Origin of the sequence: Sphingomonas sp. DBB INV C78 (assembly GCF_042693015.1) — a bacterium.
Classification (GTDB): Bacteria; Pseudomonadota; Alphaproteobacteria; order Sphingomonadales; family Sphingomonadaceae; genus Sphingomonas_E.
Window position 1 is genome coordinate 2,201,061 of record NZ_CP170544.1, and the last position, 25,152, is coordinate 2,226,212.

Consider the following 25,152-nt stretch of genomic DNA (forward strand, 5'->3'; position numbering starts at 1 on the left):
TTCCGTTCAGCCTCCGCGGGCGGCGGCCGCCATTTCCGCGTTGCGCCGGGCCGAGGCGGCCAGCGTGCGGGCAAGAAGATCGCGGATCGCGCCATTTTCGTCCAGCACGTTCATGCCTTCGCGCGTGCTGCCACCGGGGCTGGCGACGCGATCGGCGAGGATGCCGGGATTTTCGTCCGATTGGGCCGCGAGCAGTGCTGCGCCCTCGACCGTCGCCAGCGCCAGCCGCGCCGCCTGATCGGCGGGCAGGCCGAGCGCCGCACCCGCATCGGCCATCGCGTCGATGAAGCGGAACAGGAAGGCCGGGCCGCAGCCCGACAGCGCCGTCACCGCATCGAACTGATCCTCGCGCTCGATCCATTCGACCAGGCCGAGCGGGCGGGTCAGCCTCTCAGCCAGCTTCGCGGCGTCATCCGACAGGCCCGAGCCGTGCAGCGCCATCACGCCCTTGCCGATCGCGACCGGCGTGTTGGGCATCACCCGCACCACGCCTTCGGGCTTGGGGAAGCGCTGACGGAGGGAAGAGACCTCGACGCCGGCAAGGATCGACACCAGCAGCGTCTCACGCTCCAGCGCGGGCGCAATGCCCGGCGCAACCGTGTCGAGAAGTTGGGGCTTCACCGCCAGCACCAGCACCGCGGGCGCGGCGCCATCGGGCGGCGGCGCGGCCAGCGCCAGCACGCCTTCGGGCAGATCCTTCGCCATGGGATCGATGACGGTGACCTGGCGCGGATCGAGCCCGGCTGCGAGCCAGCCGCGCAGCATCGCCCCGCCCATATTGCCGGCACCGACCAGCCAGAGCGGACCTTCGAGAAGTTCAGACACCTTCAGCCTCTCCTAACCGTCATGCTGAACTTGTTTCAGCATCCATCCCTCCGCTCGACCGGACGGTGATTGTGGCACGATGGACCCTGAAACAAGTTTAGGGTGACGATGTAGCTTATCGGGCGGAATCGGCCACCCCCGCCGGGCCAATCGCCGGCGCAGCCGGGCCTAAGCTTCGCCCTGCGTCTCGATCAGCGCCGCGGAGATCGCCTCCTGCGGGGTCTTGTCGGCCCACAGCACGAACTGGAAGACGGGGTAGAAGCGCTCGCACTCGTCGATCGCGGCTTCCACCAGGGTTTCGGCCTGCTCGATCGTCAGCACCGATTCCTGGCCGTTTTCCAGCAGCGCGGCATGGCGGAACAGCAGCATGCCGGACGTCGCCCACATCTCGAAATGGCCGATCCAAAGCTGCTCGTTGATCAGCCCGATCGTCTCATAGATTGTCGCGCGCTTGTCGGTCGGCACGCGGATATCCGGCAGTGCCAGGAACTGGAGGACGCGATCCTCCTCCCGCCACACCGCGCGCAGCTCATATTGCGCCCAGCTTCCCTGGAAATTGGCGACGATCTCCTCGTCGCCATTGCGCTCGTGGCTCCAGCCGTGGGCGGCGAAATATTGCTCGAGCATCTCGATCGGGGCACTTGCGTCCCGGCCGCTCTCGAAATCATCGACGGTCATATGCCCCTCCCCACGGGCGTTGGCGATCCACCGTGAACCCGCAGGCCACAAGTGGCAAGCGCCCGAACCATGGGTCCGGGCGCCACATCACTAGAAAGCTGTGGATGAATTGGCTCAGGATTCAGGGGCTTCGGCACCGGTTTTGGCCTTTGTCGCCTTGGGCTTGGCGGCCTTGCCCTCAAGCGCGTCGAGCCGCGCGCGAAGCGCATCCGCCTCGTCGCGGGCCGCCGCCGCCATCGCCTTGACGGCCTCGAACTCGTCACGGCTGACGAAATCGAGCCCGCCGATCCATTCCTTCGCACGGGTGCGCGCATTCGCCTCGGCCTCGCGGCCCATGCCTGCGAGCGTGCCGGCGGCGCCGTTGAACACCTTCACGAGGTCGTCAAAAATGCGGTTCTCAGATTGCATGTTCAGGCGCTCCCGTGCGCTTCATTTACGAATTATAGACTGATCTGGGTGCGCGCGCGCCCCGGTGCAAGCGATTCCGCATCGGGATTGAGGCGCATGATCTCGTAATTGAGCGCGCTCGCAAGGATCAGCCAGGCCAGATAGGGCAAGAGCAACAGCCCCGCAACCGGCCTGATCCGCCAGAATCGCCAGATGGTCAGCGCGACAGCGAGCACCAGGATCAGGATCAGCGCCAGCGCCGCCGTCACCTGATGGAAGGCAAAGAAAAGTGGCGACCAGCCGAGGTTGAGGACCAATTGGACGGCGAACAAGGCGATCGCCGCCTGCCGCCCGCGGGCGCCGCGCGCGGAAACGATCAGCGCCAGCGCGAAGCCCATCAGCACGTAAAGTACGGTCCAGACCGCGCCGAACACCCAGCCCGGCGGCATGAAGCTGGGCTTCTGCAGCGCATCGAACCAGGGATTGCCATATCCCGAATTGGCGACCCAACCCGATGCGATGCCGAGCAACAGGACCAGCGGCACAAAGACCAAAGCCCACCGAAGAAATGCCATGCGAAGCTGCGACTGCGAAGCGATCTGGCCCATGCCTGTCCGTTTCCCCCAAAAACGCGACCGCCCCTGGTCGCTTACTCTGCCGGTTGAGTGTGCCCCGCCTGCGATCCGTTTTCCAGCGCCGCATCAAGCTTTCGCGTCACGGCCAGCGGCGAACCGGTCCGTCGCGCCATCAGCACGTAAAGCACGGGGATCATGAACAGGGTAATGATCGTCGCGATGCTGACGCCCCAGACGACCACGACGCCGATCGCGCGCCGGGCGGCGGCACCCGCGCCGCTGGCGATCATCAGCGGCACGGCGCCCGCCACCGTCGCGATCGAGGTCATCAGGATCGGCCGGAGACGGCGCAGCGCCGCTTGCCGGATCGCATCCACGAACGCCACGCCTTCATCGCGAAGCTGGTTGGCGAATTCGACGATCAGGATCCCGTTCTTGGCCGCCAGACCCACCAGCATGACGATGCCGACCTGGCTGTAGAGATTGAGCGTCTGCCCCATCACCGCCAGGCCGATCACGCCGCCGGCCACGGCCAGCGGCACGGTGGTGATGATGACGCCGGGGTGGACGAAGCTTTCGAACTGGGCCGCCAGCACGAGATAGACGATGACGATCGTCAGCAGGAAGACGATCAGGATCGATCCGCCGCTTTCCTTGAACGCCTGGCTTTCACCGCGATAGCCGACCGCCGTCACTTCGGGCGAGGCCGCTGCCTGCTGTTCGAGGAAGGTCAACGCCTTGCCCAGCGAATAGCCGGGCGCGAGGCCGCCCGAAAGCGTGATGGCGCGCATCTTGTTGAAGCGGCCAAGCTCGCGCGCGTCGGCGCTGTCGCGCAGGGTGACGAGGTTGGCGAGCGGGACAAGCTGGCCCGACATCGAGCGGACATAGACGCGGCCGAGATCCTCCTCGACCTTGCGCCCGCCCTGCTCCGCCTGAACGATGACGCGATATTCCTCACCGCGATCGACATAGGTGGAAACGCGGCGCGACCCCATCAGCGTCTGCAGTGCCTGGCTGACCGCATCGACCGAGACGCCGAGATCGCCGGCGCGCGCCGTATCCACGTCGATCAGAAGCTGGGGCTTGGTTTCCTTATAATCGGAATCGAGATTGATGATGCCGGGATTGTCCTCGGCCGCCGCCAGGATGCGGTCGCGCGCGCGGGCCAATTCCTCATAGGTGGCGCCGGCGATGACGAAATTGAGCGGCTGGCCGCGTCCACGGCCGAGCGACGAAGGCGAGGAGGCGTTGCCGCGCATCGCCGGCAGGTCCCGCAGCTTTTCGTTGACCGCGTCGACCACGTCCTGCGTCTTGATGTCGCGATCTTCCCACGGCTTCAGGAACAAGGTCATGCCGCCGCTGTTGAAGTCCTCGGTCGTGCCGAAGCTGGCGGGCACGCGGGTGATCGCGCGGCGGACGGCGCCGGTGTCGAGCATCGGCAACACCTGCTCCTCCACCTTGCGCATCTGCCGGTCGAGCTCCTCGAAGCCGGTGCCTTCGGCCGTGTTCACCGTGAGCTGGACGATGCCGATATCCTCGGTCGGCACCAGTTCGGACTGGAGCGTCATGAACAAGGCGGCAGCGCCAGCCAGAACCACGCCGACGCTACCAAGCACGAGAATCGGCTTGCCGAGCGAGCGTTCGAGGAGGTTGGAATAGCGGGTTTCAACCTTGCGGAAGCGATCGTCGACCCATCGCGCCAGTTTGCCGCGCTCCTCATTGCGGAGCAGCTTCGAGCAGAGCATCGGCGCCAATGTAAGCGCGAGGAAGCCGGAGAAGGCGACCGCGCCGATCATCGCCGCCGCGAGCTCGCGGAACAGCAGGCCCGACTGGCCGGCGATGAACATCACCGGCACGAACACCGCGCAGACGACCAACGTGGTCGAGATGACGGCGAAGCCCACCTGCCGCGTGCCGAGAAAAGCGGCCGCGAGCGGATCTTCGCCCTGCTCGATGCGGTGATAGACATTTTCGAGCACGACGATCGCGTCGTCGACGACGAGGCCGATCGCGAGGACGAGCGCGAGCAAGGTCAGCAGGTTGATCGAATAACCGAACGCCCACAGCACCGCGAAGGTGGCGAGCAGGCAGATCGGCACCGTGATCGCGGGGATCAATGTCGCCCGCCAACTGCCAAGGAACAGGAAGATAACCGCGACGACCAGAATCGCCGCTTCCCCCATGGTGTGATAGACGCCTTCGATCGCGCGCGAGATGAAGAGTGAGCTGTCGCTGCCCACTTCCATCGTCATGCCCTGCGGCAGGTTCTTGCGCATGTCGGCAGCGACCGCCTTGGCCGCATCCGCCACCGCCAGCGTGTTCGCGCCCGACTGGCGGACGATGCCGACGCCGACGCCGGTCTGGCCGTTGGCGCGGAAGGAGGAATAGAGATTTTCCGGCGCTTCTTCGACGCGCGCGACGTCGCCCAGCCGCACCAGATAGCCATCGGCGCCGCGGCCGACCACGAGTTGCCGGAACTGATCCGCGGTCGCAAACGGGCGATTGACGCGGACGGTGACATTCTGGCTGCGGGCCTCGATACGCCCAGCCGGAAGCTCGACATTCTGCGTGCGGAGCGCGGTCTCGACATCGCCCGGCGTCAGGCTGAAGGCGGCCAGCTTCTCCGGGTTGAGCCACACGCGCATGGCGGGCCGCGCCTCGCCGCCGATCTGGACGCGGGCGACGCCGTCGATCGCGGAGAAGCGATCGACCAGAACGCGATCGACATAGTCGGAAAGCTGGATGCGCGACCAGCCCTGCGGGGCGGAGAAGGTGAACCACAGGATCGGCTGTGCGTCGGCGTCGACCTTGCGGATTTCGGGCGGCAGCGCGTCGTCCGGCAGATCTTCCGCAACGCCGCCGACGCGATCGCGCACGTCGTTGGCGGCGTCGTCGATGTTGCGGCCCGGCGTGAATTCGACCGAAATGTCCGACGTGCCGTCGCGCGATCGCGAGGTGATCGTCTGAATGCCCTCGATACCGGCCAGCCGCTCCTCGATAAGCTGGGTGACGCGGCTCTCCACCACGTTCGCGGCGGCGCCCGTATAGGTCGTCTCGACCGACACGATCGGCGGATCGACATCGGGATATTCGCGAACCGAAAGGGTGAAGAAGGCGACCAGGCCGACGATCGTCAGCAGGATCGACATCACCGCCGCGAAGACCGGGCGTTTGACCGAGACGTCGGAGAGCATCATCGGCTTATTTCCCCGCCGCAGCCTGCTGCGTGGGCTTGGCATTTTCAGGACCGGCGGTGCGGACCTTCGATCCGTCCGCCACCTTCACCACACCTTCGCCGACGATCTTCTGGCCGAGCTTCAGCCCGTCGACGATCTCGATCATGCCATGATCGCGAATGCCGACCTTCACCGGCACGCGCTTCACCACATTATCGTCGCCGATCAGGAAGACGAAGCGATCCGCTCCCTGCCCGACAACCGCGAGTTCGGGAACCGCCGCCGTGGTGCGCGCCTGCGCTTCGATCGCGACGGAGAGCAGCATCCCGGGCTTGAGGGCGAGATCGCGGTTTGGGAGTATGGCGCGCACCATCACCGATCGCGTGGCCGGATCGACAACCGGATCGATGGTGGCGATGGTGCCGCGGAAGGGCTCATCGGGAAAGGCCGCCGCCCGCGCCGCGATCGGCTGACCGACGGCGATGGCAGACAGCATGGTTTCGGGAACGGCGAAGTCCAGCTTGATCTGTGAAATGTCGCTGATCGTCGCGATCTCCGTTCCGGCCTGCACCACGGCGCCGGCTGAAACGGTACGGAGTGATGCGTAGCCGGAGAAAGGCGCGCGGATGATGCGGTCGCCGATCGACGCCATCGCCTCCGCCGCCTGCGCGCGGGCCGAGGCGGCAGCTGCGACCTGCGAGTCAACGCTGGCATTGGTGGCGAAGCCGCGATCCTTGAGCTGCGACAGGCGGGTAAGCTGCTGCTCCGCCTCACGCGCCCGAGCGCGGGCATCAGCAAGCTGGGCGTTCTGCTGCCCCTGTGCGAGCACAGCGATCACCTGGCCCCGCGACACGAAACCGCCGTCGGTGAAATTTATGCGTTCGATCCGCTGCGTCACCGGCGCCGATAGCGTCACCTGCTCGTTGGCGCGGGCCGTGCCCACCGCCTCGATACGGTTCACGAAGCGTTCGGGAGCAACGGTGGCGGCGGATACGAGCGGCGCCTGGCGGGCGCCACCCTGCTTATCGCCCGAACCACAGGCGACCAGCGCCAGAAAAAGGGCGGAGATCAGGATATTACGCATCGGGGTCAGACTAAATCTCGCTAATCGATTGTTACAACGCCACAGCGCCTGCGACACAGACCGAACAAACGTCACCCCAAAGACGTTGCCGATCCGCCTTATGCCACGGGCATGGGCATGAAATATTTCACTTTTGATACGCGCGCAGATTCACCACCTTCACAGATCGGCGGTGAGGCTGAGCAGGAAGCGGCGTGGCAGATTGTAGACGAAAAATCCACTATTGCCCACGCCGTAGCCGAAGGTGTTGAGAATATTACCAAGCTGCGCGCGCAACACTGCCGGCGACTTGCCGATCGGGAAACGATAGCGGGTGCCGAGCGCCAGGGCGGTACGCGGCGGCACCACAAGGTCGCTGTCTGGCGCTGAACTGGCGATCCGATCGCCGACGCTTTCGAACACGGCGTCGAACGACCATGGCCCGGTCGCGCCCGGCCGCCAGTCGACGCTGAGCAGGCTGTTGCGCTCGATCGCGCCCGCCGGGCGATTGCGGATCAGGCCGGCCTCGACCTCCTCACCGCTGATCTTCGCGTCGAGGAAGATGGTGCCGGCGACGATGTTGAGGCCCTTGGCGACCTCGCCCGCCAATGACAGCTCCACGCCGCGGTGGCGCAGTTCGCCCAATTCGCGAAAACGCGAGGCGGTATCGACGTTGTAATAAGGCTTCACGACTTCGAAGACGCCGGCCACCGCCTTCAGATTAGGCGTGATCGCGACACGCACGCCCGCATCGGCCTGGCGCGTGCGGATCGCCGGCGGGGCCTGGTTGCGGTTGATCGCGTTGTCGGGCGCGACCGGGCTTTCCTCCAGGCCGCGCACATAGCCACCGTAGAGCGCGATCGACTTCGAGAGATAGGCCGCAGCCGTCACCGACCAGAGCCAGGGTTTGTCCCGCGATTCCGGCAGCGGGCCGCTCGGATCCTCGATCGTTTTGCGATAATCGGTCTTCTGCAGGCCGACGCCGATTTCGCCGACATCGCGCCAGCGGCCTTCATAGCCAGCGCCCCAGGTGGCCTGCTTCACCTCGTCGCGCGTATCAGGCCCGAAGTTGAAGGTCGGTTTCGGCCGATAATCCTTTTCGGCATAGCGTGTCGGCCCGAGCGAGATGACATCTTCGCCGCCATAGCGGCGCCGCTGATCGCGCCCGCGGGCCATCAGGTGGACGGTATGGCGCCGGTCGCCTTCCATGAAGGTCCGAGAGACACGGATCTCACCCGATGTTGAGCGATAGCTGTTATCCGCGTCGGCAATGATGACGCGATTGGCCGCATTGCCATCCTGGTCGACGCCGAACAGCAGGTCGGCAAAGGCCATATCGAGCTGACGTTCGGAGCGCACCAGTGATGCCTGCAGATCAAAGCCCGCCAGTGGTGCTTTGGCGATCAGGCCGTAATTGCGGTTATGCCCCTTGGTTTCCGCCCAAGGCTGGCCCGTATAATCAAGCCGATCGACCCGCGGCGGCAGATAATCGCCCGCAGTGAAGACCAGGGTTTCCGGCTCCTCGTCAGAGAAATTGAGCTGACTGAAGAAAGCGGTGATGTCGACGCCGGGCGCAGGCCGCCAGGTCGGGATGATCGCGAAATTCTCGTAATTCGGCGTCGCGCCATAATGGGTGGTCTCACGATAGATACCGAAGCCGCCGGCAACGCCGAAGCGCTCGCCATCGATCGGCAGCTTTGTGTCGACTTCCATCGAGATCGTCTCATAGGGGCCAGCCGTGGCCAGGATACTCGTCACCGCCTCGCCACCGGCCTTGCGCAGCCGATAATCGGCGATGCCGGTCGGCGCGGGGAAGGGATAGCCCTGCGCCGTCAAGCCGACACGCACCGTCGATCCTTCGATCAGCCGATCGGTAAGGTTGGCCTGCTGATCGAAATATAGCCCTTCGATGCGGACATTGCCGGCATCGACCGGGCTGAAGCCGCGGACATTGTTGGGGCCGTAAAGGCCAAGCTGCTCATTGCCGATGCTGGTGCCGAACGCATCTTCGGCCGCGACGACGGCGTTGTCCTCGGTGCGCTGGGCGCGCGTTTCCTCGGCGGGCAGAAGGAAGGTCAGGGCAACAAAGGGAAGCGCGCGAAAGGACGTCTGGAGCATCGCGCCTGCTGCCATGTCATCGCTTCGCGATAACGCCGTTGTTCGACAAACGGCCAATGGCGTTCGACAGACGTTGGAACCGCGTGCCACCCGCCGGGCGGCACGCGAAAAGCCTTACTTCTTGAAGGGATCGACGAAGCCCGCACCGAGACCATGATTGGCTTCGACGTCAAGCTCGGCATCCGCCGCGCGGGCCGCGGCCTCACGCTGCGCGCGCAGCTCGTCGATCAGCGCCTCGCGATCGCCTTCCAGACGATTGTCGACCGGCGCTTCGATGCCCGCGGCCTTCGCCGCCTTGACGACGATCGCGTCCAACTCGCGCTGCGCGCACAGGCCCAGCGTCACCGGGTCCTTGGGGGTGATGTTGGCAATGTTCCAATGCGTGCGATCGCGGATCGCGGCGATCGTGGTGCGCGTCGTGCCGATCAGCTTGCTGATCTGGCCGTCGGACACTTCCGGATGGTTGCGGATGATCCAAGCGATGCCATCCGGCTTGTCCTGCCGCTTGGAAACCGGCGTGTAGCGCGGACCCTTTGTGCGGCGGACCTGTTCAGGGCCCTTCAGCATGACAAGGCGATAATCGGGGTTGGCCTGGCCCTTCTCGATCTCGCCCATCGTCAGTTCGCCGGCGCGGACGGGATCGCGGCCAGTCAGCTTGGTCGCCGCCATGTCGTCGGCGATGGCCTGAATCTCGAGAATGTGGAGCCCGCAGAACGCGGCGATCTGCTCAAAACTGAGCGCCGTATTATCGACCAGCCAGGATGCGGTCGCATGGGGCATAAGCGGCTGAGCCACGGGAACATCCTCCAGAAATAAATAGGGCCGCCCCTCACGGAGCGGCCGGTGCCTTCCCGGCCGATGTAATGCCAGCCACGCCCGAGGGCAAGAAGAATGGGATTCAGGCGGCCTCGGCGGCCCATCCGGCAGGAACCAATGCGGCCAGGAACTGCTCCGCACTCTCGCGCCAGCCGAAGCTGCGCCCGTGGGCGGCCGCCCCGGCCCGATCGAGCAGCAGGGCCGCGCCGATCGCGGCATCCAGTTCCTCCGCCATCGCACCTGATCGGCTGTCGAGCACGTCGACTGGGCCGATCACCGGATAGGCCGCGACCGGCGTGCCTGAGGCCAGCGCCTCGATCATCACCAGCCCGAACGTATCGGTGCGGCTGGGGAAGACGAATACGTCGGCCCCGGCATAAGCGCCGGCGAGCGCTTCGCCCGACAGCGGCCCGAGGAACAATATGGCGGGATGCTGGCGCTTCAACGTCGGGAGCAGCGGCCCATCGCCGACCACCACCTTGGTCCCTGGCCGATCGACGGCGAGGAAAGCCTCGACATTCTTTTCCACGGCGACGCGGCCGACATAGAGCTGGATCGGGCGCGGCAGGCCGGCGAAGGCAGGGTGCGGCGGCGCATCGGGCCGGAACAATGCAAGGTCCACTCCCCGACCCCATGGGCGGACATTGGCGACGCCATGCGCCTCCAGCGTCCGGCGCACCGTCACCGTCGATGCCAGCACCGCGGCCGACGGCGCATGAAACCAGCGGATATAACGCCAGATCCACTCCGCCGGCACGCCCGTCCGCCGCGCGACATAATCGGGGAACTGGGTGTGGTAGGCGGTGGTGAAGGCGATGCCGTGCCGCAGACACCAACGCCGCGCGGCGAGACCCAAGGGCCCTTCGGTGGCGATATGCACCGCATCGGGCGCATGGCCTGCAATCTTCCGGCCCACCTGCACAGCCAGCGCGAAGGCCAGGCGGATCTCCGGATAGGTCGGGCAAGGCATGGACGGGAACATGTCGGGCGAGACGAAAGCGATCTCATGCCCCATCGCCTCCATCTCCGCGCCCACCGACTGCAGGGTGCGGACGACGCCGTTGACCTGCGGGGCCCAGGCATCGGTGACGATGACGATCCTCACGCCGCGATCCTTTCGGGCACCGGCGCATCTGTCCCGCGTGCCGCGATGTCCTCGGCCCAGTGGAGTATCTCCATCCGCCCGTCGAAATGCTCGACCAGAGCGGTGCAGCCTTCCACCCAATCGCCGTCATTATAATATTGGATGCCACCGATCTCGCGCATCTCGGCATTGTGGATGTGGCCGCAAACGACGCCATCCACCTGCCGCACCTGCGCCTCGTGCGCGACGACATGCTCGAAGCGGGAGATGAACTCGACCGCGTTCTTCACCTTGTGCTTGGCGTGCTTGCTGAGCGACCAATAAGGGAGGTCGAGCCGGGTGCGCACCGCGTTCACCACCACGTTCAGTCGCATCAGCAGCCCGTAGGCCGCGTCACCCAAGAAGGCGAGCCAGCGATGGGCGAGCATGATCGTGTCGAACTCGTCACCGTGCAGCACCAGCAGCTTGCGACCGTCTGCGGTGGTGTGGACTGCCTTCCGACGGATCTCGATGTCGCCGAAGGTCATGCCGGTGAACTGGCGGAACATCTCGTCATGGTTGCCGGGGATATAAACGACGCGGGTGCCGCGCTTGGCGCGCTTCATCACCCGCCAGACGATATCGTTATGCTTGGCCGGCCAATACCATTTCCGCCGCAGCCGCCACCCATCAATGATGTCGCCGACCAGATACATGGTCTCGCTGTCGGTATGGTCGAGGAAGTCGATCAGCATGTCGGCATTGCAGCCGCGCGTGCCGAGATGAACATCGGACACCCAGATCGTGCGGAAGCGCCGCCTGTCCCCCTCGCGCTCCGGATGGGCAAAGACGGGTTCGCGATATTCGGCGAGATCGGCAACGGCGGCGATGCGGGCGATGGCGTCCACGAACGATCCCTTCTCGATTGGGCTCGCCCAGAGCGTATCGCGAAACTTTGTTACAGTTCGAACATCGCGAGAACAGCAAGGTCTCAATAGCTCCTCGGCAACTCCAGGACCTTTTCGGCGATGAAGTTGAGGATCATCTGCTCGGTGATCGGGGCGATGCGGGTGATCGCGACCTCACGATAGAGGCGTTCGACATGATATTCCTTGGCATAGCCCATGCCGCCATGGGTGGCGATCGCCTGCCAGCAGGCCTCCTGGCCCGCCCGCGCGCCCAGGAACTTCGCGCTATTGGCCTCCGCCCCGCAGGGCTTGCCCGCGTCATAGAGTTCGGCCGCCTTCATCGCCATCAGCCAGGCGCTTTCCAGATACATCCACCGTTCCGCCAGCGGATGGGCGATGCCCTGGTTCTGGCCGATCGGTCGATCGAAGACTTCGCGTTCCTTCGCATAAGCCGTGGCACGGCGCAGCGCATCGCGGCCGATCGCGACGGCTTCGGATGCGATCAGGATGCGTTCCGGGTTGAGACCATCGAGCAGATAATGGAAGCCCCGCCCTTCCTCGCCGATCCGGTCCTGATCCGGGATGAACAGGTCGTCGATGAACAGCGCGTTGGAATCGACCGCCTTGCGGCCCATTTTGGGGATGCGCTGGACGTCGATCCGGCGGCGATCCAGATCGGTGAAGAACAAGGTGATGCCATCGGTCGGGCGCGCGCAATCCTCGATCTTGGTGGTGCGGGCGAGGAGCAACAGCTTGCTCGCCACCTGGGCGGTCGAGGTCCAGACCTTCTGGCCATTGACGCGATAGCCGCCGTCCACCTTCTGCGCGAAGGTCTTGATGTGCGTCGTATTGAGGCCGGCGTCGGGCTCGGTAACGCCGAAGGCGACCTTATCCTCCCCTGCGATCAGCCGCGGCACCCAGCGCGACTTCTGTTCAGGCGTGCCGTGGACGACCATCGGTTGCGGACCGAAGAGATTGATGTGGATCGAAGAGGCGGCTGCCATGGCGCCGCCATGGCCGGCGACCTCGTGGATCATCACCGCCGCTTCGGTAACGCCGAGCCCCGCGCCGCCATATTCCTCCGGCATGGTGATGCCCAGCCAGCCGGCTTCGGCCATCGCGCGGTGGAATTCGTGCGGAAAGACGCCGTCCTCGTCGCGCGCGAGCCAATAATCGTCATCGAAGCGGCGGACGACGGCGCGCACGCCCTCGCGGATGGAATCGAGATGGTCGGACATGATCCTCCGTCAGCTCTTGTTGCCGAAATGCGCCGTCGTCCTCCTCAGTGCGCGGCGAAAAGCGGCAGGCGGATGATGGCGCAATAATTGTCCCCCGCCGCCCCCGCATCCAGTTGCGCCTGCTCGCCATAGCGATTGACCAAGCGCTGCCGGATATTGGCCAAGCCGATCCCCGCCCGACCATGCGCCGAGGGCCGATTGTCCGCGCCGGTTTCCGGGATCGAATTCGTTACCGACAGCAGGATCGTGTCCGGCTCTCCCCGCGCCTCGATCTTGATGGTCGAAGGCCGGCGCCTTCTGGCGATGCCATGCTTGATGGCATTCTCCACCAACGGCTGCAGGATGAAATTCGGAACCGGTGTCTGGGCCAGGTCAGGATCGACCGCAATCTCGATCGCAAGGTCGTCCCCGAACCGGGCGGCCTCGATGTCGAGATAGGCATGGATCACATCCATTTCCTGGGCGAGCGGAACATCCGCCATGGGATCGGTGTGGAGCGATCCGCGCAGAAACTCGCACAATCGCAGGATCATCTCCTCCGCTTCATTCTTCCGGTCGACCAGCACCAGGCTTGAAATGGAATTGAGCGCGTTGAACATGAAATGCGGATTGAGCTGGAGCCTCAGCGCCGCAGCCTCCGCCTTCGCAGCCGCCGTCTCGGCAGAGGCAGCGCGCAGTTCCGCCGCCTGGGCCGTGCCGCGCACATGCATCGCCCAGAGCAGGGTCAGCGAAAGGCAGAAGGTCCAGAGATAGAGGATGCCCACCGTCATCAGCCGTTGCAGGTTGATGTTGAGTGCCCAGGCCTGCCAGTCGGGAAGAAAAGTAAGCGCCAGCCAGCGCAGCCAGTAAAGATCGAAGCCGGCCTGGATCGCCGTCGCGAGCGTGATCCCCATGCCCAGCACCAGCCAGCGAATCACAGGCAGCCTTGGCGCCAGTGCCTCGCGCAGACGCTGCAGGGCAAGGGTCTGGCCTACGCCCAGCATCAGAATCGGCACTGAGGAGAGGAAATTGGCTCCCGGAACGGTACGGCCGATCAGGAAGGCGACGATATCGACAAGCACATAGCCGAACGTCCAGACGACGAGTACCGGCCCGATCATCGTCTGGCGCGACAGGCTGCGGACCCGGCGCATCATCTTCCCGCGCCAACCCACAGGCCGGGCCTACGTCGCCGCCATACCTCCCGTTTTCCCTGCACCTAGACGCCCCCCTGCCCCGGCCCACGTCAGTTGCTATATCCTCAACCTGCGCTCACTTTCCAATGTTACGCGCGGAAAGTCGCAATGTCGGAGGTATCGCGGCAGCGCCATTTCAAAGTGCAATCTTGCATGATAACCGGAGCGCGATGACGCGGCGCCTTGCCTTGTTCCTGATGTATCTGCTGGCTCTCACCCTCGGGGCGGGCTCGATCGCTCATGCAATGGAACCTATCACCTGCCCGGGCAGTGGGTCGGAGATTTCGATCGGGCACAATGATTTCTTTGAAAACGACGGGGATAGCGACAAATCCCTTCCGCACGCGCATGGCGGATGCCATGGTCATCATCTGTCGACCACCCCCCAGGCAATGGCACCGGCACCTTACTTTCTGACGGCCGATCTGTTGCCACCGAATCAGCCGGCTGGACTGGTAGCCAGCGGCGCCGATCCAGCACTGCGTCCCCCGATCGCCTGACATTCAACCGTTCGCTGGCGCCTCTGCGCCGGCCGGCCTGAATTGTCAGGAGTTTACCAATCATGCATCGAATTATCGCGGCTTTGCTGGCCGCATCGCCCTGCGCGCAGATCGCGCAGGCGCAGCCAATGGCGTCTACCCCGGCATCACCCCCGTTCACGCTGAAACGGGCTCTGGAACTGGCAGGCGCCGTTTCGCCGTCCCTGGAAGCAGCCTCCGCCGAGGTCCGCGCCAATCAGGCGGGCCGCCAGATTGCCGGGCTTCGTCCCAATCCCAGCGTCACCGTGGAAACGGAGAATGTCGCCGGCACCGGCCCCTATCGCGGGACGGACGCCGCCGAGACAACCGCGTCGCTGACGCTCCCGATCGAACTGGGCGGCAAGCGCTCGGCCCGGATTGCAGTTGCCAAAGCCCGCACCGGGCGTGCGACTGTCGAGGCCGCCGTTGCTCAAGCCGACCTTCGGCTTCGTGTCATCCTCGCCTATGTCGAAGCGACCGCGGCGGAACGCCGGCTTGATACGGCCATCGATCAGGCGCGCATCGCGGCCGAATCCCTGCGCGCAGCCATGGTGCGGGTTCAGGCGGGACGCGCTTCTCCAATCGAGGCGCAGCGCGCCAACGTCGCGCGGCTCAATGCCGAGGCAGAAGCCATGCGTGCCGAACGGCTCGCAGAACTTTCTCGCTTCACCCTCGCGCAGTTGGTCGGCGAGCCGGTTGCCGGCGCGCTGGATGCGAGCTGGTTCGGGCGCATGCCGCGCGGCATTGATCCATCACCGCGGATCGACAGCGCGGGTACGCTGGCCGTTGCGGCGGCCGAGGCGGAGCTTTCGATCGCCGATGCCGGCGTCCGGCTGGCGCAGTCGCAACGCACACCCGACCTGACACTCGGCGCCGGCGCGCGCAGGTTCGCGGATACGAACGACAATGCCGCGCTCTTCAGCCTGTCGATCCCGATCCCGCTGTTCAATCAGGGCCAAGCCGCCGTGGCGCAGGCATCGGCCGAGCGGCAACGTGCCAGCGCGCAGAGGCGGGTCGTTGCGTTCGACGTGGATCAGGCGATTGCCCGCGCCCAAACCGAGGCGGCCAACGCCGCAACCAGTGCGGCAACCGCCAGCGGACCCGCGCTACGGGCAGCGGAGGAAGCCGCCCGCATCGCCCGCATCGGCTATCGCGAGGGCAAGTTCGGCCAGCTCGATCTGCTCGATGCCGAACGGATGCTGGCCGCGACCCGGACGGCCGCGATCGATGCGCTTCTCGCTTACCACATCGCCCAGGCGCAGCTCGAGCGGCTCACCACACGCGCGCCTGACCATCGGGGGGAATGATCGATGAAAACCTGTCTGAAGGCGGCACTGCCGCTCACACTCGCCGCATTTATGCTGGCGGGATGCTCGGGTGGCGACCCTGCATCCAAGGAAGAAGCCGAAGCAACGGATAATGAAGCCGGTCATGCGGCTGCAGAAGGCGATATCGCGGTCACGCCGAAGCAGATTCGCACGGCTGGGATCGAGCTGATCCACGCAATCCGAGGCGGCGCCGGCATGCTAACCATGCCGGCGACGATCGAGGGAGACCCGCAAGCAACGCAGGTCGTGTCGGCCGCGATCGGCGGCAGGGTCGTCTCTCTCACCCGCAATCTCGGCCAGTCGATCGGACGCGGCCAGACGCTGGCCGTGATCGAAAGTCGCGAAGCGGCCTCGCTGAACGCGGAGATCGAAGCCGCGCACGCCCGGCTTACCCTGGCCGAGGCCAGCCTGCGTCGCGAACAGCGACTGTTCGATGAGCGCGTCTCGCCCGAACAGGATCTGATCGCCGCGCGCACGACCGCGAGCGAGGCACGCATCGCCTTGCGTCTCGCGCAGCAGCAGGCAGCAGCCGCGGGCGGCCGCGGCGGCGCGCTCAACCGCATCGCCATCGCAGCCCCGCTTTCCGGGCAGATCATCTCACGCAACGTCACGCTCGGGCAGACGGTTGCGGCGGATGCCGAGCTGTTCCGCATAGCCGATCTTTCCCGGGTCGCCGTAACCGTCGCGCTCTCGCCCGCCGATGCCGGCAAGGTGAAGCCGGGCTCGGGAATCGAGGTCGTCGCAGGAGACCGGAAATCTGTCGCCCGTGTCGATTTCGTCTCCCCGGTTCTCGACCAGGCTACGCGCCTCGCAACGGTGATCGCGATCGTCGACAACCGGGCAGGCCAATGGCGGGTTGGTGAACCGGTAACCGCTTCGATCCGTCTGGACGGTGCGGCGTCGACCGCCGGATCGGTCCTCATTCCGGAAAGCGCTGTCCAGACGGTCGAGGGACGGCCGATGGTGTTCGTCCGCACCGATCATGGCTTCCGGGCCACGGCCGTCACGCTGGGCGCGCCCAGCGGCGACAACGTGGTCGTCACCTTCGGGCTGAAGGGCGGCGAACAACTCGCCGGCACCAACAGCTTCACGCTCAAGGCCGAGCTCGGAAAGGGCGAAACGGAGCACGGACATTGATCATGATCGACCGCATCGTCACCTTCGCTGTCGAGCGGCGCTGGTTCGTCCTGCTCGTCACGCTGATCGCGGCCCTGATCGGAGGGTGGGCGCTCAGCCGCCTGCCGATCGACGCCGTTCCCGACATCACCAACAATCAGGTGCAGGTGAATATCAGCGCGCCTGCTCTCTCCCCCGAACTGGTCGAGAAACAGATCGCCTTCCCGATCGAGACCGCACTCGCCGGCGTTCCGGGCCTCGAATATACCCGTTCGCTCAGCCGCAACGGCTTTGCCCAGGTCACGGCCGTCTTCAGCGATGCCACCGACATCTATTTCGCCCGTCAGCAGGTCGCCGAACGTCTGCGCGTCGCCGAGGAGAATCTGCCCGAAGGCGCCGTCCCGACCATGGGGCCGATCGCTACCGGACTGGGCGAGGTCTATATGTGGACCGTCCACCTCGCGCATCGCAGGGAGGACCGGCACAAGCCCGGCGAACCGGGGCTCCAGCCGGACGGGAGCTACATCACGCCCGAGGGCGATCGTCTGGTCAGCGAAGCCGACAAGGCGACCTATCTGCGTACCGCGCAGGACTGGATCGTCGCGCCACTCCTCAAGAACACACCCGGTCTTGCCGGGGTCGATTCGATCGGCGGCTATGTGAAACAGTTTCAGGTCGTTCCCGATGTGCAGCGACTCGCGGCGATCGGCATGGACCTGACAAGCCTCGCGCAGGCCATCGAAGCGAACAATATCGGCATCGGCGCCGGTGTCGTCGATCGCGGTGGCGCAGGCCTCGCCGTCCGTTCCGACGCGCGCATCCGCAATATCGACGAGCTTGGCGCAATCGTCGTCGCGACGCGCGAAGGCGTGCCCATCCGGCTAGACCAGGTGGCGCAGGTGCGGCTCGGCCAGGCGATCCGTTACGGCTCGGCGTCGGAGAATGGCGAGGAAGTCGTCGTTGGCACGGCGATCATGCGGATCGGCGAGAATAGCCGGACGGTAGCCTCTGCGGTCGCGGCTCGACTTGAGGAGATCAACGCATCGCTGCCGACCGACGTCATCGTCCAGCCGGTCCTCGACCGAACGGCGCTGGTCAATTCGACGATCAGGACGGTTGCGAAGAATCTCACCGAAGGCGCCCTGCTGGTCATCGTCGTCCTATTCGCGTTGCTCGGCAATTTCCGCGCGGCACTGATCGCGGCGCTGGTCATCCCCGTCACCATGCTGATGACGAGCTTTGGCATGCTGCGCGGGGGCGTCTCGGCCAACCTGATGAGCCTCGGCGCGCTCGATTTCGGCCTGATCGTCGATGGCGCCGTCATCATCGTCGAGAATGCCCTGCGGCGCATATCCGAGCGGCAGCATCATCTCGGCCGCAACCTCACGCTCGACGAGCGCCTGACTGCCGTCTCCCGATCGACCCGCGAAATGATCCGTCCGACCGTGTTCGGGCAGGCGATCATCATCCTCGTCTATGTGCCGATGCTCACGCTCACCGGGGTCGAGGGCAAGACCTTCTCGCCGATGGCACTCACCGTGATCTTCGCGCTCGCTTCGGCGTTCGTCCTCTCGCTGACCTTCGTCCCCGCAATGCTCGCGATCTGGCTGTCGAAGCCGGTAGAGGAGAAGGAAGGGCGCATCATCGCCTGGCTCAATCGCAAATATGAACCCGGGCTCAACCGCGCGATGAAGCGACCGACCATGACCATGGGCGTCGGCGTCGGCGCCTTCCTTGCCGCCATCCTCGCTTTCTCCTTTCTGGGGCAGGAATTCCTGCCCCAGCTCGACGAGGGTGATCTGACTGCACAGGTGCTCCGCATTCCGGGAACGTCGATCGATCAGAGCCAGGCGATGCAATCGCGGATCGAGCGCGAGATCGGCAACCTACCGGAAGTGCAATTTGTCTTCTCGAAGACGGGCACGGCCGAACTCGCGTCCGATCCGATGCCGCCGAACATCTCCGACACCTTCATCATCATGAAGCCTAGAAAGGAGTGGCCGGACGGCAATCTTTCCAAGGACGAACTGGTCGCCAAGGTCGAGAAGGCGCTTGGCGAGGTGCCGGGCGGTGTGTTCGAGATCAGCCAGCCGATCCAGATGCGCTTCAACGAGTTGATCGCGGGCGTGCGCGGCGACATCGCGGTCAAGATTTTCGGGGATGATCCCGATGCCATGAACGCGACGGCTACGCGCATCGCCGCCATCCTCCGCCAGACGCGCGGCGCCGCCGACGTTCGCGTCGAGCAGACCGAGGGCCTGCCGATGCTCGATATAAGGCCCCGTCGCGACATCATGGCGCGGCTGGGCATCACCGCCCAGACCATCCAGGAAACCATCTCCGCAGCCATCGGCGGCCGAGATGCGGGGTTGATCTTCGAAGGCGACCGGCGCTTCGCCATCACCATCCGTCTCGCGGACTCGGCGCGCGCCGATCTCGAAACGCTGGGGCAAGTGCCGGTGCCACTGCCAAACGGCGGGTTCGTGCCTTTGGCCAGCATCGCCGAAATCGGCGTCACCGACGGCCCCAACCAGATCAGCCGCGAAAATGGCAAGCGCCGGGTCGTGGTGCAGGCCAATGTGCGTGGCCGGGATGTGGCAGGCGTCGTGGCCGATGCCCGAGCCGCGATCGAACGGGAGGTCCGGCTGCCTGCCGGACAATATCTCGATTGGGGCGGGCAGTTCGAGAATCTCCGTTCGGCCAGCGAACGGCTGATGCTTGTCGTGCCCGCTTGCTTCGCCCTGATCCTGCTGCTCCTCTATGGAGCCCTTGGAAGCGTGCGCGATGCCGCGATCGTGTTTACCGGTGTTCCGCTTGCGCTTGTCGGCGGGGTGATGGCGCTGTTCCTCCGCGGCATGCCCTTCTCGATCTCGGCGGCGGTGGGGTTCATTGCCCTGTCGGGCATCGCAGTCCTCAACGGCCTCGTCATGGTCACCTCAATCCAGGATCTGATGGCGCGAGGGATCGATCGGGCAAGTGCCGCCCACGAAGGGGCAATGACACGCCTGCGACCGGTCGTCATGACGGCGCTCGTCGCGAGCCTCGGCTTCGTTCCGATGGCGATCTCCACCGGATCGGGCGCGGAAGTCCAGAAGCCGCTTGCGACGGTGGTGATCGGCGGGCTGGTCTCTGCAACCCTGCTGACGCTGTTCGTGCTGCCCACGCTCTATGCCCGCTATGGCCGTCGGGAGACGAGCGTGGCTGATGCGGGGCACCAGCGCGAGCATTGCTCACATGTTGAATAATCACGATGCGGCGCCGACATTGGAAAGGCTGCCAGCCCACGACGCCGGAGGGGTGATGCGATGATACAGTCGGAGAAAGCAGCCTATCGCGAAAAGCTGCGAGCCATGGGCCCGCGGGCTCTTGTTGCGGAGCAATCCCGTCAGAAAGAATTGGGCGACCAAGAGCGCGTCGAGCTCGCATCAGAAGAGCACGAACGCCGCAGCGTCGACTATGACGCTGGCGGTGAGGCCGGCTGAGAGGCACGGGGGCGAGGACGCCTGCTTTGGTTCTTGGATCTGGTCTCAGGCTCGCGGTTCTGATCAACCGCGAGCCGTCCGCGATTGCCTTAAGGCTTGCCTGTATAATCGAGTGCCGGCGCCCGATCCCCCAGCAGCGGCCGGTAGACGAAGTCTGCGCCCCTCGCCTTCTGGAACTCGGCCTTCGCCGCCGCAATCTCATCCGGATTGCGAAACAGCTCGGCACCGCTCAGTGCGAGCGTCTTGGCGGCAACGACCGCGCCCTTCACGCCAATGCTCGTCCCGCTCGCCGAAGCCGCCTGCCAGCTGTGCGGCGGTGTTCCGCCGACCCATGTCGCAGCGCTGAGACTGCTGGTCGGCACGACCCAGCTGATGTCGCCCACATCGGACGAGGCCGAACTCTTCTTGCCAAGATCATAGGCTTCGATCCGGCTCGGGTCTGGCTCGGAGAGCTCACCGGGCAAGGACGCACTGATGGCCTTGGCATATGTCGCTTCGGCGTCCGTGTAACGATAGCCGCCGACCCGGCGCAGATTTCCCTCGACGATCCGACCGAGCACGTCGTTGGGAAGCGTGCCATAGCTGCCGCCGATGATCTCGACCGACACCGTGGTTCCCGTCGCCAGTGCCGCGCCTTCAGCCGCCTTCTGCACCCGGCCCCAGACGTCCTGGACCACGTCTGGGTCATAATGCCGGACGTAATAGAAGCTCTCCGCGGTCGCCGGCACGATGATCGTTCACAGCGACCGAATTGTTAGCGACATGTGCCGACACGATGTCAGCGGTAAGAGCGATGAGCGCTTCTATATTTTCGTCAGACATAAATTTTCCTCTTTGGTCCCGACACGGACCTTATAAATATAGGGCAAACGCCGCCTTCGTTCAACGATCAGAAAAATTGCCGTTCGGACCCATATCCCGGTAAATTGGCATCGATAAGATATCATTCATATCAAAACTGTCCATGATGCGAAGTAATAATACTTTCTGCTTTGTCGATTTTCAGGGTTTCAACTAGAGTTTCTCTCTAAGTTGAGTTACTCTCGATGCTGAACCATCGGGCTGGGGTTGATCCAGCTTTTCGACATCAGGCCGGGCCATGTGCCACTGGCGCGCTGAGCAACGATATCGGCGGCTCGTTGCCGATCGCGCTCTGCGGCCGTACTTCGTAGTCTCTGCGCGAAGCCTTGCAGGGACGACCGGTTCGGCGCTTTCAGATAGAGGCGGAAGCAGTCGGTGAGCTTGTAGGGCTTCGGGCGAGGCTTGGCGCCACGCACTTTTGCATCGGTCAGCATGGTCCAGCTCCACGCGATCGGACCACGTTGCCCTCGAAACGGGTTTGAGGGCGTGCGGAAGACTACGGACGGTTCCGGCTCGCAAAGCCTTGGTTTTCAGGAGAAAATGTCAATTTCGATGGACTGTTGCGACCCTCTGCGGAGGGGCGTCTGGCGGAGACGGAGGGATTCGAATGGCCTCGGTATCCTATTGTAATATCGTGAATATTATTTTTCTATGACAACCAATCCTAAAGCCGTTCCTAAAGCCAGGCGTTCCCACCGCATATCTGGCTTGGCTTGCCATTAGCCCCAGACTTCATGGGGGAACGCAGTAGACGAAGTACCTGTCGGTCTAGGGGAAGATCACCTCTCATTCGTTAGATCTCTAGGACCACCATCGGAAGGCTCCAGCACATTGAGGGGCCAAGCAAGCCGGCGGCATTTTGAAAAGGGGCCCCAATGGAAGAAACACAGAGGGATCGGCGCAGGGACAGTCTGATTCGAATCAAGGCCGTACAAGCCCGCACCGGCCTTTCCGTCGCTACAATCTATCGGCGCGAATCGGAGGGTACGTTTCCCAAAAAAGTGAGGCTCGGGCCTCGCATGGTTGCTTGGTACCAGAGCGACATAGAGGATTTTGTCGCCTCGCCACTTTCATTTGACGCAGTCGAGGAAGAATAGTCCGTTGATCCGGACCTGACCCTACCGACGTTCAGGGAGATTGGTGGAAGGTGTGACTGTCGAGTGACCCGGCACCTTCGGGGAACCCCCAGCAAACCTCAGAAACCCGAGGTTTTCGAGTTTGTACTCCGCGTCGCCCCCGCGGCATCACATAAACTTGGCAATTTCTTCGAGCGATCGATCGATCGGATCAGCCCAACCAACCGTCGGAGCATGGTACAGACGAAATTGAAATTTCTGTCGGTACAAAATTGCAAGGGAGAGGCGTCCTTTCTCCAGGGGGCTTTCCGATCGACCAATCAACACGGTCGGTGCGGGCAATCCCTCCGAGAATGTGTTGGCACCAGACGCCGCGACACAACGTGTCTCCCGATCAGATTCTCTAGCCCCGCTTCGCAATTCGAAAGCTTGCGAAGCGCGGCATATTGTTGCCTTTGCTGGTTGTCGATTTGACCCGAAGACTTGTGAGGTATAGCGCGATCCCAATGTCGCAAGTGGAGTTTCAGTGATGTCCGAACATTCGGGTCAGGATAAGCGCAATCCTCTCGAGATCGCCACCGAGATCACCATTGCCTGGCTCAACAATCCCAACTCGAAGGTGATGCCCGACGAAGTTCCGGCATTCCTTCAGAAGCTCCACGACACCATCTCCGGCATTGGTAATGCGGTCAAAGACGTCGTCGAAGCTGTCGTCGAACATGTTCCGGCGGTACCGATCCGTTCTTCAGTAAAGCACGATCATATCGTTAGCCTGATCGACGGATCTAAGCTCAAGACTTTGAAGCGCCATCTGACCAAGCATGGCCTGACTCCCGCTCAATATCGCGAACGCTACAATCTCAAGGCCGACTATCCGATGGTCGCTGCAAAGTTCGCCGAAGAGCGCCGCAAGATCGCGCAAGCGATCGGCCTCGGCCGCAAGCGTGGCGAGGCGACCAATACGTCGCTTGCGGTCGGCGCGGCCGCTTCACCCAAGCCTGCCGCAAAGGCGGAGGCCAAAGCGCAAGCTACAACTAACCCGACTGCCAAGGGAAAGGGAGCCGCCGGCGGGGCAAAGCCTGCCGCAGCCGGACCGAAGGTGCTAGCTTCGAAGCTAAAAGCCGCTGCCGCCGCATCGCCGTCCGCAGCCACAGCGACCGACATGGTAGCGCCGGCTCCTTCCGCCAAGCCCACGAGAACACCGGCCGCAAAGCCATCGGCTGCAAAGGCAAGGGCTGCAGCTAAATCCGCCTTCGCACCTCCTCCGTCCCCCGCACCACAGCCCGTCGCCAAGGCCAAGGCAGTGCCCGGGCCGCAGGCGAAGACCAGGGGTGTCCGTGCTGCGGCGGAAAGCACGGCGGCGTCCGCACCAGCGGTCGCCGCGCCTGCTGTCCCTGCGAAGGTTGCGATCAAGGCCGCCCGAAAGGTGAAGGATCCGACCGATAGCGCGTCTAGGGAACGGCCAGCGGCCGCGTCCAAGGAAAAGGTCAGGCCTTCCGCGAAGGCGACCGGCACAGGAGCCGCCGCGACTGCCTCTGAAGCTCCGTCCGTGTCGGGACTCGCCCCCGCTCCGGCCGGCAAGAAGGCCGCGAAAGTCGCGAAGGCCGCCGCCAAGCCATTGGCGTCCCGTTCGTGGCCGGTCTCAAAACCGGCGGGATCGACTTCCGCTACCGCGAAACCGCCTAAAGCTCCTGCGCCAAAACCTGCCAGGGCTGCCGCGCCAAAGCCCGACAAAACGCCAGCGACACCGTCTTCCGAACCCGCCGTCGCAGCGTCACCGCCCGCACCGCAGCCGATGGCGGCCGCTAAGGCGGAAAGCATTTCCGCGCCAGTTGCCGCGGCAAAGCGCCGAGCCAGCTTGTCGCTTCGCCATGGTGCGCGCAAAGACAAAGCATCGGCGAGCTGACCGAGGCTCGTACGAGCGAATTCGCGCGCTTGCGTGTGTCAGTTCTCGCGCGGTGGCGCCTCCTTGCGCCCGGCACGTCACCTCTAAGAGCGTTACTAAAGCCTCAGAGGCGCTCCCCACAGAATAGGTGCCCCCGTACTTAGGGAAAAGCGAACGCCTGCACGGATCGGCTGATCCGCTTTCCAGAGGTTCGCAACCGAGTCGGCCTTGGCAAATCGAGTATCGATGTCTTGATCAATGAGGGGCGATTCCCCGCACCGCATAAGATCTCACCATTTGCCTCGCGCTGGAGCAATCTTGAAGTGATTGCGTGGATCTCGGACGTGAAAGATGGATTCGAGGGCGAGCGACGCAAAGTTTAGCGTAGTCCGCAATCCGATCGGGAGCTGACGTGCGTCAATCGAATGACCGGCCACGCAGCGGCCACAAGGACAATCAGCGCGAACTTGGATACCCCTCCACGAGTCCGTGGAGGGGTATGAATCATCCGTTGAGCTTATCCTTCACCGCCTTAGCCGGCGTGAACGTAAGCTTCTTGGAAGCTGCGATCTGGATCGTGGCGCCGGTCGAAGGATTACGGCCTTCGCGTGCAGGCGCGTCCTTGACCTTGAACTTGCCAAAGCCGTTGATGGATACTTCCTGGCCCGCGGCGACGGCGTCGGCCACAGCAGCAAAGACCGCGTCGACGATCTTGCGCCCATCGGCCTTGGTCAGGCCTTGAACCGAAGCGATCTGCTCGGCGAGTTCAGTATTGTTCATTGAGATCGTTCCTCCACATTGGAAACCACGAGCTAATCCGCCAGCGCCGCTTCCGTCCAGCCGATAGCGCGATTGCCGCCTCGC

General features: G+C 64.2%; 22 protein-coding genes and 1 pseudogene. 7 read left to right on the forward strand and 16 right to left on the reverse strand.

Going from position 1 to position 25,152, the window contains the following annotated elements:
* Positions 1-6: 6 nt before the first annotated feature.
* The 12 genes from proC to ACFB49_RS10595 form a co-directional block, all read right to left on the reverse strand.
* A complete protein-coding gene (gene proC / locus ACFB49_RS10540; RefSeq protein ID WP_380879199.1) occupies positions 7-825 on the reverse strand; it encodes a pyrroline-5-carboxylate reductase in 819 nt (272 codons plus the stop codon).
* A gap of 168 nt (positions 826-993) precedes the next feature.
* A complete protein-coding gene (locus ACFB49_RS10545; RefSeq protein ID WP_380879201.1) occupies positions 994-1,503 on the reverse strand; it encodes a YbjN domain-containing protein in 510 nt (169 codons plus the stop codon).
* 114 nt (positions 1,504-1,617) lie between these two features.
* Positions 1,618-1,911 (reverse strand): accessory factor UbiK family protein, encoded by a 294-nt coding sequence (locus tag ACFB49_RS10550; protein ID WP_380879203.1) that lies wholly within the window; start codon positions 1,909-1,911, stop codon positions 1,618-1,620.
* A gap of 32 nt (positions 1,912-1,943) precedes the next feature.
* The gene (locus ACFB49_RS10555) at positions 1,944-2,498 is read right to left on the reverse strand and encodes a TspO/MBR family protein (protein ID WP_380879205.1); all 555 of its coding nucleotides are present in this window, start codon (positions 2,496-2,498) and stop codon (positions 1,944-1,946) included.
* 41 nt (positions 2,499-2,539) lie between these two features.
* The gene (locus ACFB49_RS10560) at positions 2,540-5,662 is read right to left on the reverse strand and encodes an efflux RND transporter permease subunit (RefSeq protein ID WP_380879206.1); all 3,123 of its coding nucleotides are present in this window, start codon (positions 5,660-5,662) and stop codon (positions 2,540-2,542) included.
* 4 nt (positions 5,663-5,666) lie between these two features.
* Entirely contained in the window at positions 5,667-6,725 is a 1,059-nt protein-coding gene (locus tag ACFB49_RS10565; RefSeq protein WP_380879208.1) for an efflux RND transporter periplasmic adaptor subunit, read from the reverse strand.
* A gap of 159 nt (positions 6,726-6,884) precedes the next feature.
* Positions 6,885-8,837 (reverse strand): TonB-dependent receptor, encoded by a 1,953-nt coding sequence (locus tag ACFB49_RS10570; protein WP_380879210.1) that lies wholly within the window; start codon positions 8,835-8,837, stop codon positions 6,885-6,887.
* A gap of 99 nt (positions 8,838-8,936) precedes the next feature.
* Positions 8,937-9,602, reverse strand: a complete 666-nt coding sequence (locus ACFB49_RS10575) for a cell cycle transcriptional regulator TrcR (protein ID WP_380879927.1) — start codon at positions 9,600-9,602, stop codon at positions 8,937-8,939.
* 118 nt (positions 9,603-9,720) lie between these two features.
* Positions 9,721-10,743: a glycosyltransferase family 4 protein gene (locus tag ACFB49_RS10580; protein ID WP_380879212.1), complete on the reverse strand. Its 1,023-nt coding sequence runs from the start codon at positions 10,741-10,743 to the stop codon at positions 9,721-9,723.
* On the reverse strand, positions 10,740-11,609 hold the full coding sequence (locus tag ACFB49_RS10585; protein ID WP_380879214.1) for a UDP-2,3-diacylglucosamine diphosphatase: 870 nt from the start codon (positions 11,607-11,609) through the stop codon (positions 10,740-10,742). The genes ACFB49_RS10580 and ACFB49_RS10585 overlap by 4 nt, the downstream gene beginning before the upstream one ends.
* An 83-nt stretch (positions 11,610-11,692) precedes the next feature.
* Positions 11,693-12,847, reverse strand: coding sequence for an acyl-CoA dehydrogenase family protein (locus tag ACFB49_RS10590; protein WP_380879216.1), 1,155 nt, complete (start codon positions 12,845-12,847; stop codon positions 11,693-11,695).
* A gap of 44 nt (positions 12,848-12,891) precedes the next feature.
* Complete coding sequence (locus tag ACFB49_RS10595; RefSeq protein WP_380879218.1) at positions 12,892-13,983, reverse strand: sensor histidine kinase; 1,092 nt, start codon at positions 13,981-13,983, stop codon at positions 12,892-12,894.
* A gap of 209 nt (positions 13,984-14,192) precedes the next feature.
* On the opposite strand from ACFB49_RS10595, the gene ACFB49_RS10600 reads away from it, so the two are divergent.
* The 4 genes from ACFB49_RS10600 (at position 14,193) to ACFB49_RS10615 (ending at position 20,229) form a co-directional block, all read left to right on the forward strand.
* Positions 14,193-14,522, forward strand: coding sequence for a hypothetical protein (locus tag ACFB49_RS10600; protein ID WP_380879220.1), 330 nt, complete (start codon positions 14,193-14,195; stop codon positions 14,520-14,522).
* Positions 14,523-14,584: 62 nt separating this feature from the next.
* Entirely contained in the window at positions 14,585-15,847 is a 1,263-nt protein-coding gene (locus ACFB49_RS10605; protein ID WP_380879222.1) for a TolC family protein, read from the forward strand.
* 3 nt (positions 15,848-15,850) lie between these two features.
* Complete coding sequence (locus ACFB49_RS10610; RefSeq protein WP_380879224.1) at positions 15,851-17,005, forward strand: efflux RND transporter periplasmic adaptor subunit; 1,155 nt, start codon at positions 15,851-15,853, stop codon at positions 17,003-17,005.
* A gap of 2 nt (positions 17,006-17,007) precedes the next feature.
* The gene (locus ACFB49_RS10615) at positions 17,008-20,229 is read left to right on the forward strand and encodes an efflux RND transporter permease subunit (protein WP_380879226.1); all 3,222 of its coding nucleotides are present in this window, start codon (positions 17,008-17,010) and stop codon (positions 20,227-20,229) included.
* Between the two features lie 326 nt (positions 20,230-20,555).
* Here the strand turns inward: ACFB49_RS10615 and ACFB49_RS10620 are convergent, their stop codons facing one another.
* The 3 genes and pseudogenes from ACFB49_RS10620 to ACFB49_RS10630 form a co-directional block, all read right to left on the reverse strand.
* Positions 20,556-21,194 carry a hypothetical protein gene (locus tag ACFB49_RS10620; RefSeq protein WP_380879228.1) on the reverse strand — a complete coding sequence of 213 codons (639 nt, stop codon included), beginning with the start codon at positions 21,192-21,194 and terminating at the stop codon, positions 20,556-20,558.
* 4 nt (positions 21,195-21,198) lie between these two features.
* Positions 21,199-21,288: pseudogene (locus ACFB49_RS10625) on the reverse strand (MucR family transcriptional regulator); the annotation flags it as partial.
* Positions 21,289-21,503: 215 nt separating this feature from the next.
* On the reverse strand, positions 21,504-21,761 hold the full coding sequence (locus ACFB49_RS10630; RefSeq protein ID WP_380879230.1) for a hypothetical protein: 258 nt from the start codon (positions 21,759-21,761) through the stop codon (positions 21,504-21,506).
* A gap of 441 nt (positions 21,762-22,202) precedes the next feature.
* Between ACFB49_RS10630 and ACFB49_RS10635 the strand changes: the two genes are divergently transcribed.
* From ACFB49_RS10635 to ACFB49_RS10645, 3 genes are all read left to right on the forward strand, one after another.
* A complete protein-coding gene (locus tag ACFB49_RS10635; protein ID WP_380879232.1) occupies positions 22,203-22,424 on the forward strand; it encodes a helix-turn-helix transcriptional regulator in 222 nt (73 codons plus the stop codon).
* A 508-nt stretch (positions 22,425-22,932) separates the two neighbouring features.
* The gene (locus ACFB49_RS10640; RefSeq protein ID WP_380879234.1) at positions 22,933-24,309 is read left to right on the forward strand and encodes a MucR family transcriptional regulator; all 1,377 of its coding nucleotides are present in this window, start codon (positions 22,933-22,935) and stop codon (positions 24,307-24,309) included.
* A 173-nt stretch (positions 24,310-24,482) separates the two neighbouring features.
* Entirely contained in the window at positions 24,483-24,671 is a 189-nt protein-coding gene (locus ACFB49_RS10645; RefSeq protein WP_380879929.1) for a helix-turn-helix transcriptional regulator, read from the forward strand.
* A gap of 121 nt (positions 24,672-24,792) precedes the next feature.
* Here ACFB49_RS10645 and ACFB49_RS10650 read toward each other — a convergent pair whose 3' ends face one another.
* Entirely contained in the window at positions 24,793-25,068 is a 276-nt protein-coding gene (locus ACFB49_RS10650) for an HU family DNA-binding protein (protein WP_380879236.1), read from the reverse strand.
* Between the last annotated feature and the right edge of the window lie 84 nt (positions 25,069-25,152).

Excerpts from the sequence above, each read along its gene's own strand:
- ACFB49_RS10630 (WP_380879230.1), bottom strand. The coding sequence starts at position 21,761 with ATGCTGACCGATGCAAAAGTGCGTGGCGCCAAGCCTCGCCCGAAGCCC.
- ACFB49_RS10635 (WP_380879232.1), top strand. The coding sequence starts at position 22,203 with ATGGAAGAAACACAGAGGGATCGGCGCAGGGACAGTCTGATTCGAATC.
- ACFB49_RS10545 (WP_380879201.1), bottom strand. The coding sequence starts at position 1,503 with ATGACCGTCGATGATTTCGAGAGCGGCCGGGACGCAAGTGCCCCGATC.
- ACFB49_RS10595 (WP_380879218.1), bottom strand. The coding sequence starts at position 13,983 with ATGATGCGCCGGGTCCGCAGCCTGTCGCGCCAGACGATGATCGGGCCG.
- ACFB49_RS10650 (WP_380879236.1), bottom strand. The coding sequence starts at position 25,068 with ATGAACAATACTGAACTCGCCGAGCAGATCGCTTCGGTTCAAGGCCTG.
- ACFB49_RS10610 (WP_380879224.1), top strand. The coding sequence starts at position 15,851 with ATGAAAACCTGTCTGAAGGCGGCACTGCCGCTCACACTCGCCGCATTT.
- ACFB49_RS10600 (WP_380879220.1), top strand. The coding sequence starts at position 14,193 with ATGACGCGGCGCCTTGCCTTGTTCCTGATGTATCTGCTGGCTCTCACC.
- ACFB49_RS10550 (WP_380879203.1), bottom strand. The coding sequence starts at position 1,911 with ATGCAATCTGAGAACCGCATTTTTGACGACCTCGTGAAGGTGTTCAAC.
- ACFB49_RS10575 (WP_380879927.1), bottom strand. The coding sequence starts at position 9,602 with ATGCCCCATGCGACCGCATCCTGGCTGGTCGATAATACGGCGCTCAGT.
- ACFB49_RS10565 (WP_380879208.1), bottom strand. The coding sequence starts at position 6,725 with ATGCGTAATATCCTGATCTCCGCCCTTTTTCTGGCGCTGGTCGCCTGT.
- ACFB49_RS10570 (WP_380879210.1), bottom strand. The coding sequence starts at position 8,837 with ATGGCAGCAGGCGCGATGCTCCAGACGTCCTTTCGCGCGCTTCCCTTT.
- ACFB49_RS10560 (WP_380879206.1), bottom strand. The coding sequence starts at position 5,662 with ATGATGCTCTCCGACGTCTCGGTCAAACGCCCGGTCTTCGCGGCGGTG.
- ACFB49_RS10590 (WP_380879216.1), bottom strand. The coding sequence starts at position 12,847 with ATGTCCGACCATCTCGATTCCATCCGCGAGGGCGTGCGCGCCGTCGTC.
- ACFB49_RS10640 (WP_380879234.1), top strand. The coding sequence starts at position 22,933 with ATGTCCGAACATTCGGGTCAGGATAAGCGCAATCCTCTCGAGATCGCC.
- ACFB49_RS10605 (WP_380879222.1), top strand. The coding sequence starts at position 14,585 with ATGCATCGAATTATCGCGGCTTTGCTGGCCGCATCGCCCTGCGCGCAG.
- ACFB49_RS10555 (WP_380879205.1), bottom strand. The coding sequence starts at position 2,498 with ATGGGCCAGATCGCTTCGCAGTCGCAGCTTCGCATGGCATTTCTTCGG.
- ACFB49_RS10615 (WP_380879226.1), top strand. The coding sequence starts at position 17,008 with ATGATCGACCGCATCGTCACCTTCGCTGTCGAGCGGCGCTGGTTCGTC.